This is a genomic window from Nocardioides sp. NPDC057772, from assembly GCF_042798075.1.
Taxonomy (GTDB): Bacteria; Actinomycetota; Actinomycetes; order Propionibacteriales; family Nocardioidaceae; genus Nocardioides.
Genome location: NZ_JBHVKN010000002.1, coordinates 81,324 through 98,072, shown reverse-complemented (window position 1 = coordinate 98,072; position 16,749 = coordinate 81,324). Strand labels below are relative to the sequence as shown.

Below are 16,749 nucleotides of genomic sequence, written 5' to 3'. Positions count from 1 at the left end.
GAGGTGCTCAGGTCGCGCGGGCGCCACCCGGAGATCCAGGTGTCCATGGTCACGACGATGCCGCGCGAGCGAGGAGGTGACCCGGACGACTTTGTCGTCGTGGAGCAGCACCGAGACCAGGCCGTCGTGGCCTGCGGGCAGATCGCCGAACCTCTGCCGCAGCGTGACCACGGTGCCCTCGCCGATGGGCTTGACCAGCACCTTCTCCAGCGACGCGACCTCGGCGGCGGAGAGCCCGAAGAGGTCGTCGTTGTCGGCCAGATAGTCCTGCGCGCGCTCGGTCGGGCTGCCGCGCAGGCCGCTGGCCAGGGCCTTCGCCGGCCCGACCGACGCAGGCGTCCCGAGCGCGTTCCAGCGTACGTCTGTGGGCGCTGCGGCCGCGGCCGAGCGCTGGCGGGCGGTCGGCTTGGCGGTCCCATGGCGTCGATCGGCGTCGTGGTGCTCGGTGACGAGCGGGTCGCTGGGTTGGGCGTGGCGCGGCGCGTTGGCGAGGCCCGGCCCGGCCGCGGTTGCGGTGGTCGCGGTGAACCCGAGAGCGGAGGCCGCAGCCAGTGTGGTGACACCGGCGACGGCGATCCGTCCGTAGGCCCTCCGATGAATACGTGGGGAATCCATCGTCACTCCTGATGTGTGGGGTGGCGAGCGGTTGCTCGCAGCCGCCCAGACCTATCAGGAACTGAGGTCGGAGGAGGGGCGTTCGGCGAGAAAGTTTGCCGTCTCAGACCTCATCCAAGAAGCGGTCCATGACGCGCGCCCCGAACTGGAGCGCATCGACCGGCACCCGCTCGTCCACGCCGTGGAAGAGCGCGGTGAAGTCGAGCTCCTCGGGGAGCCGCAGGGGCGCGAAGCCGTACGTCCTCATCCCGAGCCGCTTGAAGTGCTTGGCGTCGGTGCCGGCGGACATCAGATAGGGAGCGACCAGCGCCTCGGGGTCCTCAGCGATCAGCGAGCGCTCCATCGCGGAGACCAGCGCGCCGTCGTAGGGCGTCTCCCACGGCATCTGGTTCTGGTCGAACTCGATGTCGATCCCCTCGCCGCACAGCTTGCGCAGCGTCTCGAAGAAGTCGTCCTCGAAGCCGGGCAGGAAGCGGCCGTCGACGTGGGCGGTGGCCTCGGTGGGGATGACGTTGACCTTGTAGCCCGCACTGGTCATCGTCGGGTTGGTGACGTTGCGCAGGGTGGCGCCGATCATCCGGGCCGCCGGGCCGAACTCCTCGACCAGCCGCTCGGCGTTCTCCGGGGTCGGCTCCTCCCCCGCGATCTCCCCGACCGCGGCCAGCAGCGTCTGCATCGTCGGGGTCAGCTGCACCGGCCACTCGTGGGCGCCGATACGGGCGATCGCGCCGGAGAGGCGGGTGATCGGGTTGTCGCGGTTGATCATCGAGCCGTGGCCGGCGGTGCCGCGGGCGGTCAGCTTCATCCAGGCCATGCCCTTCTCGGCCGCCTCGATGAGGTAGAGACGACGTCCCTTCACCGTCGTCGAGAAGCCGCCGACCTCGCCGACCGCCTCGGTGCAGTGGGCGAGCAGGTCGGCGTGGTCCTCGACCAGCACGTGGGCACCCTTCATCCCGCCGGCCTCCTCGTCGGCGGTGAACGCGAGCGTGATCGGACGCTCCGGGATCCGGCCGGTGCGCTGGCGCTCGCGGACGACCGCGAGCAGCATCGCGTCGAAGTCCTTCATGTCGACGGCGCCCCGGCCCCAGACGTACCCGTCCTTGATCTCGCCGGAGAACGGGTCGACCTGCCAGTCCTCGGCCGCGGCCGGGACGACATCGAGGTGACCGTGCAGGAGAAGGCCGTCACCGGTCGAGCCGCCCCACTGGGCGACGACCGAGGCCCGGCCCTGCTCGGACTCGTAGATCTCGGAGGAGATGCCGACCTCGTCGAGCTGTGCCGCGACGTACTCGGCCGCCTTCCGCTCCCCCGGTCCCGGGTCGTTGCCGTAGTTGCTGGTGTCGATGCGGATCAGGTCACGGCAGAGGTCGACGACCTCGGTCTCGGCGCTGGTCATACCGCCACCGTATCGACCGGTGTCGACAAACAGCCGCCTGACGTCCACCTATGTGATGGCAAAGGATTTCGTTGTGGTCGGATGCGTGGGTTTCCATGGGCGCATGCAGAAGCGTGCCCTTCTCTCCGCTCACCGCGCCGCCGCGCGTCAGTCGGGGCACCGCGACAACTCCTGGGAGTCGCTTCTGGAGGCCGTCCGGATGGAGGTCGACTACGTCGAGTTCGACGTCCACCGCACCCGCGACGGCGAGTTCGTCCTCCACCACGACGCCCACATCCGCGACCGGATCGGCCGCCGGTTGAGGATCGCGGACAGGACGTACGCAGCGCTGGCGAGGCTCGCGCCGTTCCGCCTGGTGCGCTACCGGGAGGCCCTCGAGCTGCTCGCCGCCCACGGCAAGCACGCCCACATCGACCTCAAGTTCGCCTCTCCGTCGCGCCACCTCGGCCTCCCGCACGAGATCGACGCCGCCGAGATCGCGCTCGAGGTGATGAAGGAGAGCTTCATCGTGACCACGATGGTCGACGAGTCCGTACGCGTCCTGCGCGACTGGGCCGACCTCCGCTCCCCCTCGACCCTCGTCGGCCTCTCCCTCGGCGGCGTCGACTGGCGCCACCACCCGCTCAAGCTGATCCACCTCAAGCTCTCGGAGTTCTTCCCCGAGGGCCGCATCCGCCGCTGCCGCTCCAACCTGGTCGTCGTCGAGCAGCGTCTCGCCGACGTCTGGCTGCTGCGCTGGGCCCACCGCCGCAACATCAAGGTCCTCGTCTGGACCGTCGACAACCCCGGCCGGCTGCGCCGTTTCGTCCACGACAAGCGCGTCTGGATGGTCACCAGCAACCACCCCGCGCGAGCGCTGCTCCCGGCCTGACCTGGGCCGCCGCCCGGAGGGCCACCCCGATTCGGCACCAGGGCCCCCTCCTGATAATGTTCTTCCTGTTGCGCGCGGGTGGCGGAATAGGCAGACGCGCTAGCTTGAGGTGCTAGTCCACGTATTAGTGGGTGGGGGTTCAAGTCCCCCCTCGCGCACAGAGAGAAACCCCAGGGAGACCTGGGGTTTCTCGCATTTCCCGAGACCTCAGGATCGCCTAATAGGGCAGCCGTAGGGCAGATCGGCGCACAGACCTGCTGTTGTGTTGTCTCCGGCAGGATAGCGCTGACTCCCCTTCGACGGCCCGCCCGATCGTCTCTCCGAGCGATGTCACCCTCGCCCGCAGGCTCCGGCAGCCTCCGCCGGGCCCGACGTCAGGGACGCCTGCAAGCGATGGCAAGCAGCAGCGCGAAGCACACATAAGGTCAAGTTGATCGTAGTACGACAATTTCTAAAGTGTCTGGTACGGTCTCTCCGACGGATGCTGAAGTATCGGATCGTCATTATCGTAGGGGGGAACCACATGTCCGAGGACAGACCACCGTTGTTTGGCGACAGGACCGACGAGTTGCGCAAGCTCGTGGTGACAGAGCTGCTCGCGACCCACCGCCGCCACGTAGAGGCACAGAAGGCCTCCGGACAGTCTGGCCAGATCGTCTATGGCGCCATCTGGCATGCGCTGCCCGCGAACGTCGTGCACGCGATCACTGGCCGCTGGCCGAATACGGCGTCGCTCCGGCTGCCCCACGCCGGCTACTCGCTTCCCATCATCGGCGACACGCTCCTGGTGCCTTGGCGTCCGCCACTCGGCGGGGACCCCAACAACACGCCCTTCGTCACCAGCCCGTCACGAGCGGCAATGTTTCACCGGATTCCCGAGTCTGAGCCCACCCTCTTCGACATCGAGCCGGACCCAACGAGCGTCCCCGTTGAGATCGATCCCGACCTGCTGAGGGATATCCAGGCCGCGTCCGGGCAGTACGAGCGTGTCGCGGTCGTGGCAATGGAGTCCGACCCGACACGGGTCTGGCGGATCACCTGGGGCGAAGTGGTCGCCAACGCCGACGGCACCCTGAGGTTCCTCGACCCCGTGGTCATCTACACCGACGATGAGTTCGCCGATACACCGCCCGCGCCGCCACTCACCAAGCCGACCACGGCCGTTCGGGATGACGACTCCTTCAACACCGGAGTGCCTCCGAAGCCGATTATCAGGAAGCGTGAGACAGGCACCGATGATAGGTAGACCGTGACTGCTAACTTGCCACTGACAGCCATCAGCGCCGCGTTCGATCGGGAGCGACTGCGTCAAGCACGTACGCTCGCCGGTCTCAAGAAGAACGAGGTTGCCGAGCGGGTCGGCGTCTCTGCCGCCGCGATAGGCCAGTACGAGTCTGGTGCGGCCAAGCCGAGGCCGGAGCACCTGCCTACGCTGGCCAGGACTCTCGATGTCGACGTGACCTTCTTCGCGGCCGGGCGGCCGCTCTTCGGCATCGACACTGGACACGTCCACTTCCGAAGCCTGCGCTCGATGCGCGCCAGCGACCGGGAGCTAGCGCTGACCACGGTTGAACAGATCCGCGAGCTGGTCCATGTCTTCGAGCGACACGTGGAGTTTCCGGCGGTCGACCTACCAGAAGTCCCCGATAGTTCCACGGCTCCCGAGGCCGCCGCACTGCTGCGTGACCATTGGAATCTCGGGACACGTCCTGTACGCCACCTGGTAGCCACCATGGAGAGCAACGGAGTAGTCGTGGTTGTGACCTCGCAGAACGCAATCGAGCGCGTGGACGCGTTCTCTTGCGAGCTCGAAGGACGCCCAGTCGTGGTCTCCAGTCCTCGCTGGTCAATGGAGGTCTACAAGCACCGATTCACCTGCGCACATGAGCTCGGACACTTGCTCATGCACCATGACCCGAAACCGGGGGACGTCGAGCAGGAGAAGGAGGCCGACGCCTTCGCTGCAGCGTTCCTCACCCCAGCGGTCGAGATGAACAAGGAGTTGCCCGAGCGGGTCGATCTCGACACGCTGGACCGCATCGGTAGGAAGTGGGGCGTTTCGATCGAATCGCTGCTCCTTCGAATGCGCGAGCTGCGCCATGTCTCGGAGCCAACGCTGCGGAGGGCGTTCCAGCGGCTCGCGATGATCAAGGACGTGCGACCTGCCGAGCCGCTGACCGCCTACCCAGGCGAGCAGCCCACGCTTCTACTCCAAGCGCTCGAACTATCAACGGAGGGCTCCCGGGGCATCGCCGACCTCGCAGCTGAGTTGAGCTGGAAACCGCGTCGCATTCGCGATCTGATCGGCATCGAGAGCGCACGGCCCCGGCTATCGGTCGTACGTGACCCCGCGGTGTCCGAGGAGGTTTCGTGAGGCTCAAACCCGGCAGCAGGATACTCGTCGAACAGCCGATCAAAGCACGCGTCGTCAGCTGCCCGATAGCAGCGCGAACCGATGTCGGCGGTAGCCCATATGATGTAACTCGGCGGAGAACCACACCGTTGTAGTACTGGCCTGTCAGCACCTTCCGAGGACGCTGATCCGGTCATCCAACTGAAAATGAAACCGGGACGGGTGCTGGAACACCCGCCCCGGGGAGGCGCTTACGCAACCTAAACCAATCCCAGCGTAGCGCCTCTCCTTAGGTCGGCCTAACACCGGTCCGACTGTCGCTACGTCGTGTCTTCACGACCCGAACGAAGGAGGGCTCGTGAACGAGGCCCAGTACAACCGCTGTCACGTCAGACTCATCGGCCGAAACTGCGAGCACGACCTGTGCTACCTCGTCCGCCGCGGGGTGCCGCCGGAACTGCGGTGCACCCCAGACCAGCCTGCCGGATACGGTACTGGCGGTCGCGGCTGCTGCACCTTGCCTCCGGACATCGATGAGCGAGTGGAGCGCGAGCTCCGCTTCAACTTCCAGGAGGCCAAGCGCCGCGGCTACGTGCTCGTCGCGGCGTGAGTGATGCTCCCGTCTCGACCGCCCCAGGGAGGAGGTGAGACATGGCAAAGAACACGCGACAGACGGGAACAAGGCAGCATCCGCCGCGGCAAAGGTGCTCGCCAGCCCGAAGTCCAGCAAGGCCGCCAAGTCGGCTGCCGCCAGCGCCCTGGCGCAGGCGCCGTCCAAGTCCAAGTCGAAGTGACGTGGTTGGGTAAGGGGTGGGCCCGCGCCTTGGGCCCGCCCCTTCGTCTGTCAACGACGACGAGAATGGCGGAGGACCACGCAGTTCCCGGCGGAGCCGGCTAGAACACGCTCTGTGAAGGATCAGTACAAGACAGACGGCCCTCAGACTGCTGATGGCGTCAACTGGTGGCAGGTCGAGGTCACTCCCGGGACGAAGTCCCAGAAGTTTGGCGGTGAGAAGCGTATCGCGGCGTATCTGAAGTTCAACGTGCCGTTGGGGGCGACGTTCACGATGCGGGATCTGAGAACTGCGATCGCTCCGGCAAAGGGAAGGGCCGAGGATGCTGAACAGTTGAACCGGAGGCTCCGAAACCTACGTCCAGACGGCTGGGTGATCACCAGCTACAAGGATGACCGGTCACTTCCCGCCAACACCTACCGGCTCGACGCGGTCGGCACTCGCGTTTGGCTCGGCGAGCGTATGGAACGAGATGCCATCTCCGCCAAGGTCCGGCGGCAGGTGCTGGAGCGCGACAGCCACGCTTGCCAGGTATGTGGGATCGCCCAAGGCGAAGAGTATGACGAATACCCGGGTCGCTCCGCGCGAATGACCATCGGCCACCGGGTACCGGGGCAGCGGCTCGGCGGTGCGTCCGTCGACGAACTCCAGACCGAGTGCTCCATCTGCAACGAGCCGATCCGTGACGAGCTTCCCGACCCAGAAACCTACGACGAGGTCCTTCCGGAAGTCCGCGGGATGGGGAAGAACGAGCTCACGATCTTGCGGAAGTGGATCGCTGCGGGCAGGCGCGAGCGGAGTCGCACCGAACGCGTGTACGGACGCATCCGTCGCCTCGGCGCCGCCGACCGTCAGAGGATGGCCGACAAGATCACTTCGATCATCGGCGACTGAGCAGAGTTCGCCATGCACTTCCGAGTCAAAAGGTGAGGTCGGAGAAGTACCCCAGACTTGGCTCGTCAAACGTACCGATCACGAGTCCACGGTCAAGGAACCGGTTGAATTCCTCGCAGCTCGTCACTGGCAGCAAGGCGCAGCCATGGCACGCTGCGAGGTTGCACGAGTCCGGGCGGTCTCCGCATTCCGGCGAATCTGTCGGTGGGGTGCCGTATGGTCTTGCCCCGTGGCAAGCTGCACGGATCTGCTCGCGCCGGAGTACGCACGCTGGCAAGCCAGACTCGCGCACGAGTTCTTGGACGGACATGCAGGCCAGCCCGTTGTCATGTTCGTCGACTGCGACGAGCTGCAGCGGCTTGCTGACGACACTGAGGACGGTCCGCGCTCCCTTGCGGCGGCGGTGCGCAGCCTGGTCAATCTCCAGCGGCGCGGCGCCATGTTTCGGCGGGCCTGTCTGGCTGAGAAGCTTTGGCGCCAAGGGCCACGAACCAGCCCGCCCCCGACGCTCCCGATCCTGGCTCTGAGCGTCTTTGCCGCGTCAGAGATGCGGACCGATGCATCTGGAGCGCGTCACAACTACTACACCCGGCTCGCCCGGGCCTTTCTTCCGGACGGCGCCGACCACGAGGTCGAAGACCTGCGACTCGTTCTGCGTCAGCAAGGATCGCTCGATCTCACCACGCTCTGGCAGGGCTTCGACGCCTGGCTGTCCGAGCGGGCCGGGGCGTTCGGTACGTCGACGATTCGCGAGGATCCCGATCTACGGCGGATCGGTTACCCGCTTTCACAGACCCTTGTTCGCCGCAGCGACCGTGCAGTCCTCACACGGTTCTTTGATCGGATGAACCTCACCCGTGCTGGCGTGCCGGGTCCCGACGCACTTCTGAGCCTCCTCAAGGTCTGGACGCACCGTCGCTCACGCGGGTTCAGCGAGCGCTTCGTCGAGGCGCTCGACGAGCCCGCCATGCACGTGTATCTGAAACCTCTCATCCATGGGCTGGCTGTCGCGTGGGACGGCAAGGTGGTGACCCCTGAGGGTCTCCGGCGACTGGAGATCCGCCTCGCGATGGATCTTGACCAAGGTAAGGCGTGGTGGGTCGTCCCGGCGGTCGCCGACCTGCCTGGCGACATCGTCGATGGCCGTGTCGACGGCACGCCGTTCACAGCTCTCCTCACTCCTGATGATCATTCATCGTTGTATGCGGCTGACGGCCTTCCTCCGGTCACGCCCATCGCGCTCCAGCACGGTTTTTCAGCGCGAGGCAGTTCATGCGTTGCGGAGTACCAGCCGAGCAAGTTTCTCGCATTCATCGAGAGTGCCCACGCTGGCGGCTGGATGTCGGTCGATGCGCTAGAGGCGTACGAGGAGCATGTCGTCGCAGTCACCACCGATTTCGCGTCCGCCGTCGAACAAGCCCTCGGCACGGCGGCTGACACCGGTTGGCGGAAGGTGGCCGACGCGATCGCGAACGACATCCTGAGCGGCTATGCCATCTACTTCCGGGTGACGTTCTCCGATCGTGACGCGCTCACAGCCGCGATCCGGAAGTTGCCCGGTGCGGCGGCCGGGCAGATCCGCCTCGGAACGACGGTCCGACCACGGCTCGTCAACGGCCTCCCGCTGTTCAAGAGCCTGAGTCGCAACACCTATCTGGCCGGTGGAGAACCCGATCTGGAACTGCCTGTCGGCACTGAGCCACGAACCGTTGACGTCGTACTGGATGGGTCACCACCCCAGGGCATTCGCGCCTCGATGTTTCCGTTCCCGTTCGCACGACTCGGTCCGTACGAGCCTGGGACACACACCATTGAGGCCGACGGGGAAACACTCCCCTTCCACGTCAGCCCGGGACCGGACGCCGACTGGAATCCTCCGGGTCTCGGCAGCTTGGCCTGGGTCGACGACCAGATCCGCGAGGTGACCGGCGACGCCGATATCTGCGGGGCGACGACCGCCGCCACGGACTCCGCGAGCAAGACGATCTTGGCGCGGCGAGGCGCACTCGAGAACTGGGTCGTCGATCACCGCGGCCACGTCACCAAGCTGGCAGAGCCGCCCGTCCCGACCTGCCTGGAGCACGCATCGTTCATGTGCTTCGACGTGTCGCCCGACCGCGGCGCGTGGCTGCTGCAACGACGAACGACCGGCTGGCAGGCCGTCCGCCTGCGCGTTGCCGAGCCCGCCTTCCGCGAGCTGACGGACGTGGACCGTCACGTCGGTCTGACCGCCGCTCACAACGTTCGGCTGGATGACCCGATCTGGAAACTCTACGTCGCCGCCTGGGAGCGCCACCAGTGAAGTCCGATCTACTCCTGACCTGGATGAGCGAAACCGGCTCTGGCGACGTCCGTGACCTGCGTCAGCGGATTGCTTGGGCCGCGCGCTCCGCCGACCTGAACCCTAAACCATACGAGACCGGCCGTTGGCTGCGTGACATATCGGCCCTGGGCCACGCCGAGATCGATTGGCAGAACGGACGATGGGCCGTTGCGCCGGCGGCCGCGGTCCTCATTCCGCAGTCGGGTGGTACGGCCGTATTGGCCGGAGCCCGCCGGACCGGACTCGTCGACCGGCTCGAAGGCTGCGACGACCTTGCGGTGCACATCGAAGAACAGCCGTCTGCGTTCGGGCAGGCATTGCCACCACCGCCATCCATCTACGTCCAGGCCGAGTCGCTTCCTCAGCTCATCGCAGCGCTCGAGGCCCTCGGCGTCAACTATGCAGGCGCAGCTGCCCGACGCATCGCGCAGGGACTACGGCGAATCGATCTGGGTACGCCCGCAGCCCCACCCGCCTGGAGCGATGATGTCGAACACCTGCTCCCGCACAGCGATGACCTGCGCTTCGTGACCGGCCTGCCGCACGGCGACGGGCTGTGCCGTATGACCGTCCAGGGACGCCCCAGCTACAGCTACCGCCGCGGTGACAGCTGGTTCCGGACGGACCACGCCACCGGGATCTTGTACGCTCTCGCAGCCCTGAAGATCGGCGTCATCCGGTGGCGGCGTGACCGCGTCAGCGACGGTGAAGAGATCGGGACCGTCTTCGTCGACCAGGGCGCTCCGCTGCCGCCGCTTCAGGCCCGTGCACTCGTGCTCTGCAGTGGCTTGCCAACGAAGTTCGGACAGACCGCCAGAACAGCCATATATTCGAATGTGCCCCAAGAGGTGGCCGAGCAAGTGGGAGAGTCCGTGCGCCAGAAAGTGACCCAGATCGCATGAATCGGCTCGGAGGTATCAGTGGTTGCAACTGAACTCGAGGGTCACGGCCTCGATGTCATCGGCACCTTCAACAGGCTCCGTCAGGCGTACTTCCGCTATTACGACACACCATTCGGGCTGGATGACAGGCGTCTACAAGACGAACGCCGCGACTTGTTGGACATCGACAAGGGCACGTACCGCCTGCCACTGGTCGAACTTCGTCCCGAGTACGCTGCCGCACCGCGCAGCCTGGCCGAGTCCGTGGCTGAATGCGGCGCCCCTCCCGAGCTGGCCGACTTCGCGGCCTGCGGCCTCATCCCGCCCAACCGTCCGCTCTATCTCCACCAGGAGCACGCGCTCAAGGCCGGAATGACCGCCGGCACGAACATGATCGTGACGGCTGGCACCGGGTCCGGCAAGACGGAGTCTTTCCTGCTGCCGGTGCTTGGCTCGCTCCTTGAGGAGTCAAAGTCGTGGACGGGCGGACCGGCAGGGGTCGACCCCTGGTGGCGCCAATCGGGCGCACCGTTCGCATCGCAGCGTGCCGGTGAGTCCGGTAGGCCCGCCGCGGTCCGGGCACTGGTTCTCTACCCAATGAACGCACTTGTCGATGACCAGCTCATGCGTATGCGCCACGCGCTCGACAGCGATGCTGTCCACGAGTGGCTGAAGGCCAATCGGCACGGCCACCGGTTCTACTTTGGCCGCTACACGGGCGCGACGCCGGTCACCGGTAGCCGCGAAACCGACTCAGCCGTCGCGCGACTGCGCGCCGAGCTGTCGGCAACCGAACAGCGTGGCAAGCGCGCAATCCAGGTCGCACAGCAGACCGGCCGGGACGACATTCAGTACTTCGTTCCGCGCCTTGATGGCGCCGAGATGCGGTCGCGCTGGGACATGGCCGATGCGCCGCCTGACGTACTCGTTACCAACTACTCGATGCTCAACGTCATGCTCCTTCGCGAGCGCGATGGACACTACTTCGATTCGACGCGCGCCTGGCTCAAGGCGAACCCGGAACATCGCTTTACGCTTGTGGTCGACGAGCTGCACATGTACCGCGGTACGGCAGGCACCGAGGTCGCCTACCTGCTCCGCAACCTCAAGCAGCGCCTGGGCCTTGATGAACACCCTGAGCAGCTGCGGATCCTCGCCGCATCTGCATCGATCGACGCCGAGCGCGACCAGCAGTACCTCGAAGAGTTCTTCGGTGTGGACGCCAGCTCGTTCGAGTTCGTTGATGGCGTGCTGAACATGCCCACGTCGGCGCCGACCGCGACCGCCGAGCACGCCAAGGCCATCCTGGCGTCAGATTTCACGGAAACCGCCCAATACGTCCGCGACCAGAAGCTCACCGACACGCTTCGCCGTGGCTTCATCGAGAAGCGCGATGACGGCACCGAGCCCACGATCGCGAAGACCCTGGCGGACCTGGCATCCGCTGTCTTCGCAGACGCGGAAGCCGAGGACCGCGAGCCTGCGCTCCAGCAGATGCTGTCTGCGATCGCAGCCGATTCGGTCGACACCGATCCGAAGCTCCGAGCCCACTACTTTTTCCGCAACGTCCCCGGGGTTTGGGCCTGTACCGACCCCGACTGCAAGGCTGCTCCGCGCGTGGATGGCGAGCCACGGCCGGTCGGGCGCCTGTACCGAGAGCCGGTCACACGCTGTAAGTGCGGCGCGCGGGTCTTGGAGTTGCTCTACTGCCAGAACTGCGGCGATGTCATGCTCGGCGGCTTCACCCCCGAGGGCGCGACGCAGAGGAATCGAGTCGACACACTCCTCCTGGCGGACGTCCCCGAGCTGACCAAACTGCCCGACCAGGTGCAGTTGCAACGCACCGCTGCCAACTACCTCGTCTATTGGCCGAACGCGGCGGCCAACCTCGACGCTGTCGAGAAGTCCAGTTGGACTCGTGACCACCAACGCGTCGAGTACGAGTTCAGGCGGAGCACACTGAACCCGGCAACAGGTGGGCTCAAGAACTCGGGGCCCAGTGGCGGGCATACAGGCTGGTCGTTCCATGCGGTCGTGCCGAGGGCCAAGCAGGAGAAGCGGAAGCCGACGACCGTCGGTCCGTTCCCGACCCAGTGTCCCAACTGCGGTGATGACTGGGAGATCCAGTACGGCAAGGGCGGCAAGCGACTGCCGCACACGGATCCTGCGACGCAGCGCTCGCCTATCCGCGGGATGCGTACCGGTTTCGAGAAGATCAATCAGGTTCTCACCACCGAGCTGGCGACCGATCTGTTCGGCGAAGACCGCAAGGTCATCATGTTCACCGACAGCCGACAGGACGCCGCCAAGCTGTCGTCCGGCCTGGGTCTCCGCCACTACCAAGACCTGCTGCGCCTACTGCTCCACGAGCAAATGCAGGCACACGGCGACGCTATCGCCGATGTCGCGCTTGCCCGAGCGCACTATGTCGACAACGAGAAGACCGAGGACTCGTGGGCGGCGATCGAGCGACTCGAACAGCGTGACGCGAACGCCTTCCAGCAACTCCACCGGATCTGGGAGGGCCGCCCAGGCACCAGCAAGGACGACGAGCCCGGCCTGGTGGCGCGTCTCGGCAAGGGTCCGACGATCGAGGCCTCAACCGGCGTCATCGCGGCGAGGCTCCTGAGCCTAGGACTCAACCCCGGCGGACCGCACGCAAGCCTCGAAGAAACCTCGAACGAGCGGAAGTGGACGAGCCTCTACGACTGGGGCACCACACCGCCGAGCCTGCGCGCCAATCTCTCCACCGAGCAGGAGGCCCTACTCGCGGACATCAACAACTCACTCCTGCAGGAGATCCTCGAGGGCCTGTTCTCGGGTGCCAGGCGTGACTTCGAGTCGCTCGGCTTGGGTTGGCTGGCGCTCGACGACGATGACGACTCGATCGACATCCCCGCGACGAAGGATCTCGCCTACGTGCGGGCAAGTCTGCGCGTTCTCGCCGACGCCCGTCGCTTCGACCGGCTGCGCGCTCGTCGCGACGACCCGCCTCGACAGCTGCGCAACTTCTGGCGGGCGATCGAGAAGGCCGGCGGACCGGGCGAGCAAGAGCTAGCGACGATGTTTGCCGCCCGCTGCGGCACCGCGGTCAAGGACTTCCTGATCGACCCATCGCGAGTTGTGCTGCGAAAGGGCGGCGAGGTCGGATGGGTGTGCGGCACCTGCGGACGGCAGCACCTCAACCGCGGCTGCGGATACTGCACGCGCTGCTATCGAACCTTGCCGGAGACTGGCGTCCCACTCGATCTTGAAAACGACTACTACGGCCGGAAGGCGACACGGCAGGCGGGCCGTTTCCGGCTCAATTGTGAAGAGCTGACGGGCCAGACTGACCGTATCGATGCGCAGGCGAGACAGGCGCGCTTCCAGGGTGTCTTCCTCGACTCGGGACCGAACGCCGAAATTGAAGTCGCCGACGGTATCGACCTGCTGAGCGTCACCACCACGATGGAAGCCGGCGTCGACATCGGAGCGCTGTCGGCCGTCGTACTGGGCAACATGCCGCCAACGAGGTTCAACTACCAGCAGCGCGTCGGCCGGGCCGGGCGCCGCGGCAATCCGGTCGCTGTCGCGCTAACCGTCTGCCGCGGACGGAGCCACGACGAGTACTACTTCGACGAGCCTGAGCGCATCACCAACGACCCAACGCCAGAGCCATACCTCGCCGTCGACCGGCGCGAGATCCTCGAACGCTCGGTGCGGGCTGAGGTGTTGCGGCTCGCCATGCCCGTCGTGGCGGCAAAGATCATCAGTGCAGGTGGCGAGTTCTACCCTACGAACAACGTTCACGGCGCGTTCGGACTGGTGAATGACTGGGCGGCCGCCAAGCCGCACCTGGTCGACTGGCTCGCCCACAACCAGCAAACGGTTCAGCGGGTGGCGGTCGCGCTGTCCAACCGCACGCCGCTCGCATCGGATGCCATCGCGCTGGCAGCGACGTGTGCTGCGGAACTCCCCGGGCGCATAGATGCTGCTACCGCCGAGGGCGCCGTCGGCCATGAGGAACTCAGTCAGCGACTGGCCGAGTTCGGCGTCCTGCCAATGTTCGGGTTCCCGACGAGCGTCCGCTACCTGTACCTGGAGCGGCCGCACCGGTCGTACCCGTGGCCGCCCGCAAACGTCATCGACCGCGACCTAGCGATGGCGGTCAGTCAGTTCGCACCGATGAGCGAACTGGTCCGCGACCGCCGGGTCCACACGTCAATCGGGGTCGCGGCGTTCGAGCCCTACGGGCGGCCGCCGCGTCACCCATCCACCGACGCACTCGGACACGACCGGACTATCTACCTCTGCCGCTCGTGCTCATATCTGTCGGACGAGGACCTCGGCGACATCGAACTCTGCCCACAGTGCGGCAACGGTCCTGACGGCTTCTCAAAGATGCCGCTCCGCGAGCCGCTGGGCTTCCGGGCCGCTCGACCGCGTGACTTTGACGGGAACTTCTCGTGGTCGCCGCGGTCGATCACCGCTCGAGCGCTCGCCGATCTAGGATCCCTCCAGCTGGCTGATCTCGATGCCGCCAGGGCGTTCTCTGGGCCGGGCAAGCGGTTCATCATCAACGACAACGCAGGCAAGCTGTTCCAGTTCAAGGCGGCCGCACCTGGGGGACCCGATTGGGACGGCTACGTCGCGGTGGAGGCGGTCGAGAAGGAACTCCTCCCAGCCATTGCCGTCACGGGAGACCCCTTCGACGTCGCTCTGGGGGCTATCCAACCGACTGACTTCCTATTCCTTGGCCCTAAGAAGGCGGTCATCGCAGACCAGGGCTTGCGACTGAACTTCACAACCACGTTCCAGCCGTACGGCGCACCCGATGTCAACGACGGCCGTCGCGCCGCGTGGTACTCGCTTGCCTTCCTGATTCGCAAGGTCGCCGCCTCCAAGCTCGATATCGAGCCGCTGGAGCTGGTTGCCGGGATCTTCGCTGGTCTGGCCGACGGCGATCCAGCGCCATACGCGTTCATCGCCGACACACTGGAGAACGGCGCCGGGTTCTCGACCCACCTTGGACGCGACGAGGTACTACCGACGCTGCTCGACGACGCCACGAAGTACCTCACGCACCTGGCCGACCCGGATCACGCCGATGAGTGCTTGGCCTCGTGTTACCGCTGCCTGCGTGACTACGGGAACATGTCGTACCACGCACTTCTCGACTGGCGACTGGCCAGAGACCTGCTCCAGGTACTCCAGGAGGGTCAGCTAGCTGTCGATGTCGGTCTACTACACAGCGCTGCCGAAGCGTGGGCGAACGGATACACCGCCGAACCCATTTCCGGCATCCCTGGCGCGGTCAAGTTCCGGCATCCCCAGCTCGGCGACCACATTCTGATCGTCCGTCACCCGCTGGAAGCCTCGGAGGCGAGCTTCACTGCCGAACGGTTGGCGGAAGCGACAGCGCTCGCGGAGATCGCGGTGCCGAACGCGCCGGTCATCTACGTCGACGGCCTGACTCTGGACCGCGACCCCGGCCGTGTGTTCCAGCTGTGCGAGACGGTCCTCCCGCGATCGTGACTGACGTCGAGCACGTTCCGAAGGAGTGGCTCTCACCTACCCGCGCCTGGCGCATGATCCAGTGCCCGGCGTCGGTCCGCCCGCTCGTTGGTGGAGCCACGAGTCCGACCGACCTGGCCGATACATCTGACGTGAACGCAGGCACCCTTGCACATAGAGCTCTGGAGAGATGGATTCGCAGTGGCGGGTACCACGACACCGACCCGGTTGGCGCGCTGAAGCACGCCGTCAGCACGTGCGTGGCCGAGTTGCCGGGCGACCTCCCACCCGGTTGGACGCTGGCACGGGCGCGTCTGATCGCACGCGGGCCTGCGGTCGTTGAATTGATCGGCACACGCGCGCCTGAGCAGATCGTCTCCGAGGCGGAACTCTGGGAACCGCACCTCCGGCTACGCGGCAAGCCAGACCTCATCCTGCTTGGTGAAGAAATCGTTCTGCTCGATCTCAAGACGCAGACGTTCCTAGATGATGACCTTCCCGAATCGATCAAGTTCCAGCTCGCCGTCTACGCCCACCTCGTCGAGCACACCTTCGGCTCACGCCCGGATCGTGCCGAGGTCTTCTCGCTGAGTCGGGGCAGGGTCCTAGTGCCGATCACCGACGCCGAGATAGACGCCGCACTGACCGCGATCGAGACCGCCCGACAACTCGACCGCGAGATCGCTCAACCAAGTCTTGAGGTATGCCGCTACTGTGATCGTCGCTGCGAATGTGAGCCCCACTGGCACGCAGCTGCTGAATGGCCCGACGCAGATTGTCTTGAGGGGATCGCCGAGCGCATCGAGGTTGCAACCAATGGAGTTGCTGCTGTCCGCGTACTCACGGAGCAGGGACCGACCTGGGTCAGCAAGATCCCGGCCGACCTGCTGACAGGCCAGCCGGGCGAGGCGATACGACTCGTACGCATTCGCCCTATCAAGACCGGGGACAGTGACGCCCCTACTGGATGGCGGTTCGGACCCGCTGGCGCGCTGCAGACCACGTCCGCGAGCTCGCGCCACTGAGCCGACCGTGCATTGTGGTCGTAGTCACGGTGGATCGCAGTCCATGACCTGTCTGCGCAAGAAGTCCCCGACCGCGTTGCCGAGGCTGTCACACGAGACGT

The 16,749-nt window shown here is 65.9% G+C and carries 11 protein-coding genes, 1 tRNA gene and 1 pseudogene; 11 read left to right on the top strand and 2 right to left on the bottom strand.

The annotated features are described in order from the left end of the window. Together ACFVJS_RS01010 and ACFVJS_RS01005 are read right to left on the bottom strand one after the other, a co-directional pair. Window positions 1-615 (bottom strand): annotated as a pseudogene (locus ACFVJS_RS01010) (hypothetical protein); the annotation flags it as partial. Window positions 616-718: 103 nt separating this feature from the next. Further along, entirely contained in the window at window positions 719-2,011 is a 1,293-nt protein-coding gene (locus ACFVJS_RS01005) for a M20/M25/M40 family metallo-hydrolase (RefSeq protein ID WP_378876531.1), read from the bottom strand. Window positions 2,012-2,114: 103 nt separating this feature from the next. Between ACFVJS_RS01005 and ACFVJS_RS01000 the strand changes: the two genes are divergently transcribed. The 11 genes from ACFVJS_RS01000 to ACFVJS_RS00950 all read left to right on the top strand — a co-directional run bounded on the left by ACFVJS_RS01000 (window position 2,115) and on the right by ACFVJS_RS00950 (window position 16,648). Then, window positions 2,115-2,882: a glycerophosphodiester phosphodiesterase gene (locus tag ACFVJS_RS01000; protein ID WP_378876529.1), complete on the top strand. Its 768-nt coding sequence runs from the start codon at window positions 2,115-2,117 to the stop codon at window positions 2,880-2,882. Between the two features lie 72 nt (window positions 2,883-2,954). Continuing rightward, window positions 2,955-3,040: transfer RNA gene (locus ACFVJS_RS00995), tRNA-Leu, on the top strand. 365 nt (window positions 3,041-3,405) lie between these two features. Beyond that, window positions 3,406-4,128, top strand: coding sequence for a hypothetical protein (locus tag ACFVJS_RS00990; protein ID WP_378876527.1), 723 nt, complete (start codon window positions 3,406-3,408; stop codon window positions 4,126-4,128). A gap of 15 nt (window positions 4,129-4,143) precedes the next feature. Further along, entirely contained in the window at window positions 4,144-5,256 is a 1,113-nt protein-coding gene (locus ACFVJS_RS00985; RefSeq protein ID WP_378876525.1) for a helix-turn-helix domain-containing protein, read from the top strand. Window positions 5,257-5,593: 337 nt separating this feature from the next. Next, the gene (locus ACFVJS_RS00980; RefSeq protein WP_378876523.1) at window positions 5,594-5,845 is read left to right on the top strand and encodes a hypothetical protein; all 252 of its coding nucleotides are present in this window, start codon (window positions 5,594-5,596) and stop codon (window positions 5,843-5,845) included. 34 nt (window positions 5,846-5,879) lie between these two features. Beyond that, a complete protein-coding gene (locus ACFVJS_RS00975) occupies window positions 5,880-6,029 on the top strand; it encodes a hypothetical protein (protein ID WP_378876521.1) in 150 nt (49 codons plus the stop codon). Between the two features lie 114 nt (window positions 6,030-6,143). Further along, entirely contained in the window at window positions 6,144-6,923 is a 780-nt protein-coding gene (locus tag ACFVJS_RS00970; RefSeq protein ID WP_378876519.1) for an HNH endonuclease, read from the top strand. Window positions 6,924-7,152: 229 nt separating this feature from the next. Beyond that, complete coding sequence (locus ACFVJS_RS00965) at window positions 7,153-9,225, top strand: hypothetical protein (RefSeq protein WP_378876517.1); 2,073 nt, start codon at window positions 7,153-7,155, stop codon at window positions 9,223-9,225. Window positions 9,226-9,248: 23 nt separating this feature from the next. Continuing rightward, complete coding sequence (locus ACFVJS_RS00960) at window positions 9,249-10,148, top strand: hypothetical protein (protein WP_378876515.1); 900 nt, start codon at window positions 9,249-9,251, stop codon at window positions 10,146-10,148. A gap of 18 nt (window positions 10,149-10,166) precedes the next feature. Beyond that, the gene (locus ACFVJS_RS00955) at window positions 10,167-15,644 is read left to right on the top strand and encodes a DEAD/DEAH box helicase (RefSeq protein ID WP_378876513.1); all 5,478 of its coding nucleotides are present in this window, start codon (window positions 10,167-10,169) and stop codon (window positions 15,642-15,644) included. Further along, complete coding sequence (locus ACFVJS_RS00950) at window positions 15,641-16,648, top strand: RecB family exonuclease (RefSeq protein WP_378876511.1); 1,008 nt, start codon at window positions 15,641-15,643, stop codon at window positions 16,646-16,648. Before ACFVJS_RS00955 ends, ACFVJS_RS00950 begins: the two co-directional genes overlap by 4 nt. Window positions 16,649-16,749: the final 101 nt, after the last annotated feature.

Excerpts from the sequence above, each read along its gene's own strand:
- ACFVJS_RS01005 (WP_378876531.1), bottom strand. The coding sequence starts at position 2,011 with ATGACCAGCGCCGAGACCGAGGTCGTCGACCTCTGCCGTGACCTGATC.
- ACFVJS_RS01000 (WP_378876529.1), top strand. The coding sequence starts at position 2,115 with ATGCAGAAGCGTGCCCTTCTCTCCGCTCACCGCGCCGCCGCGCGTCAG.
- ACFVJS_RS00990 (WP_378876527.1), top strand. The coding sequence starts at position 3,406 with ATGTCCGAGGACAGACCACCGTTGTTTGGCGACAGGACCGACGAGTTG.
- ACFVJS_RS00960 (WP_378876515.1), top strand. The coding sequence starts at position 9,249 with ATGAGCGAAACCGGCTCTGGCGACGTCCGTGACCTGCGTCAGCGGATT.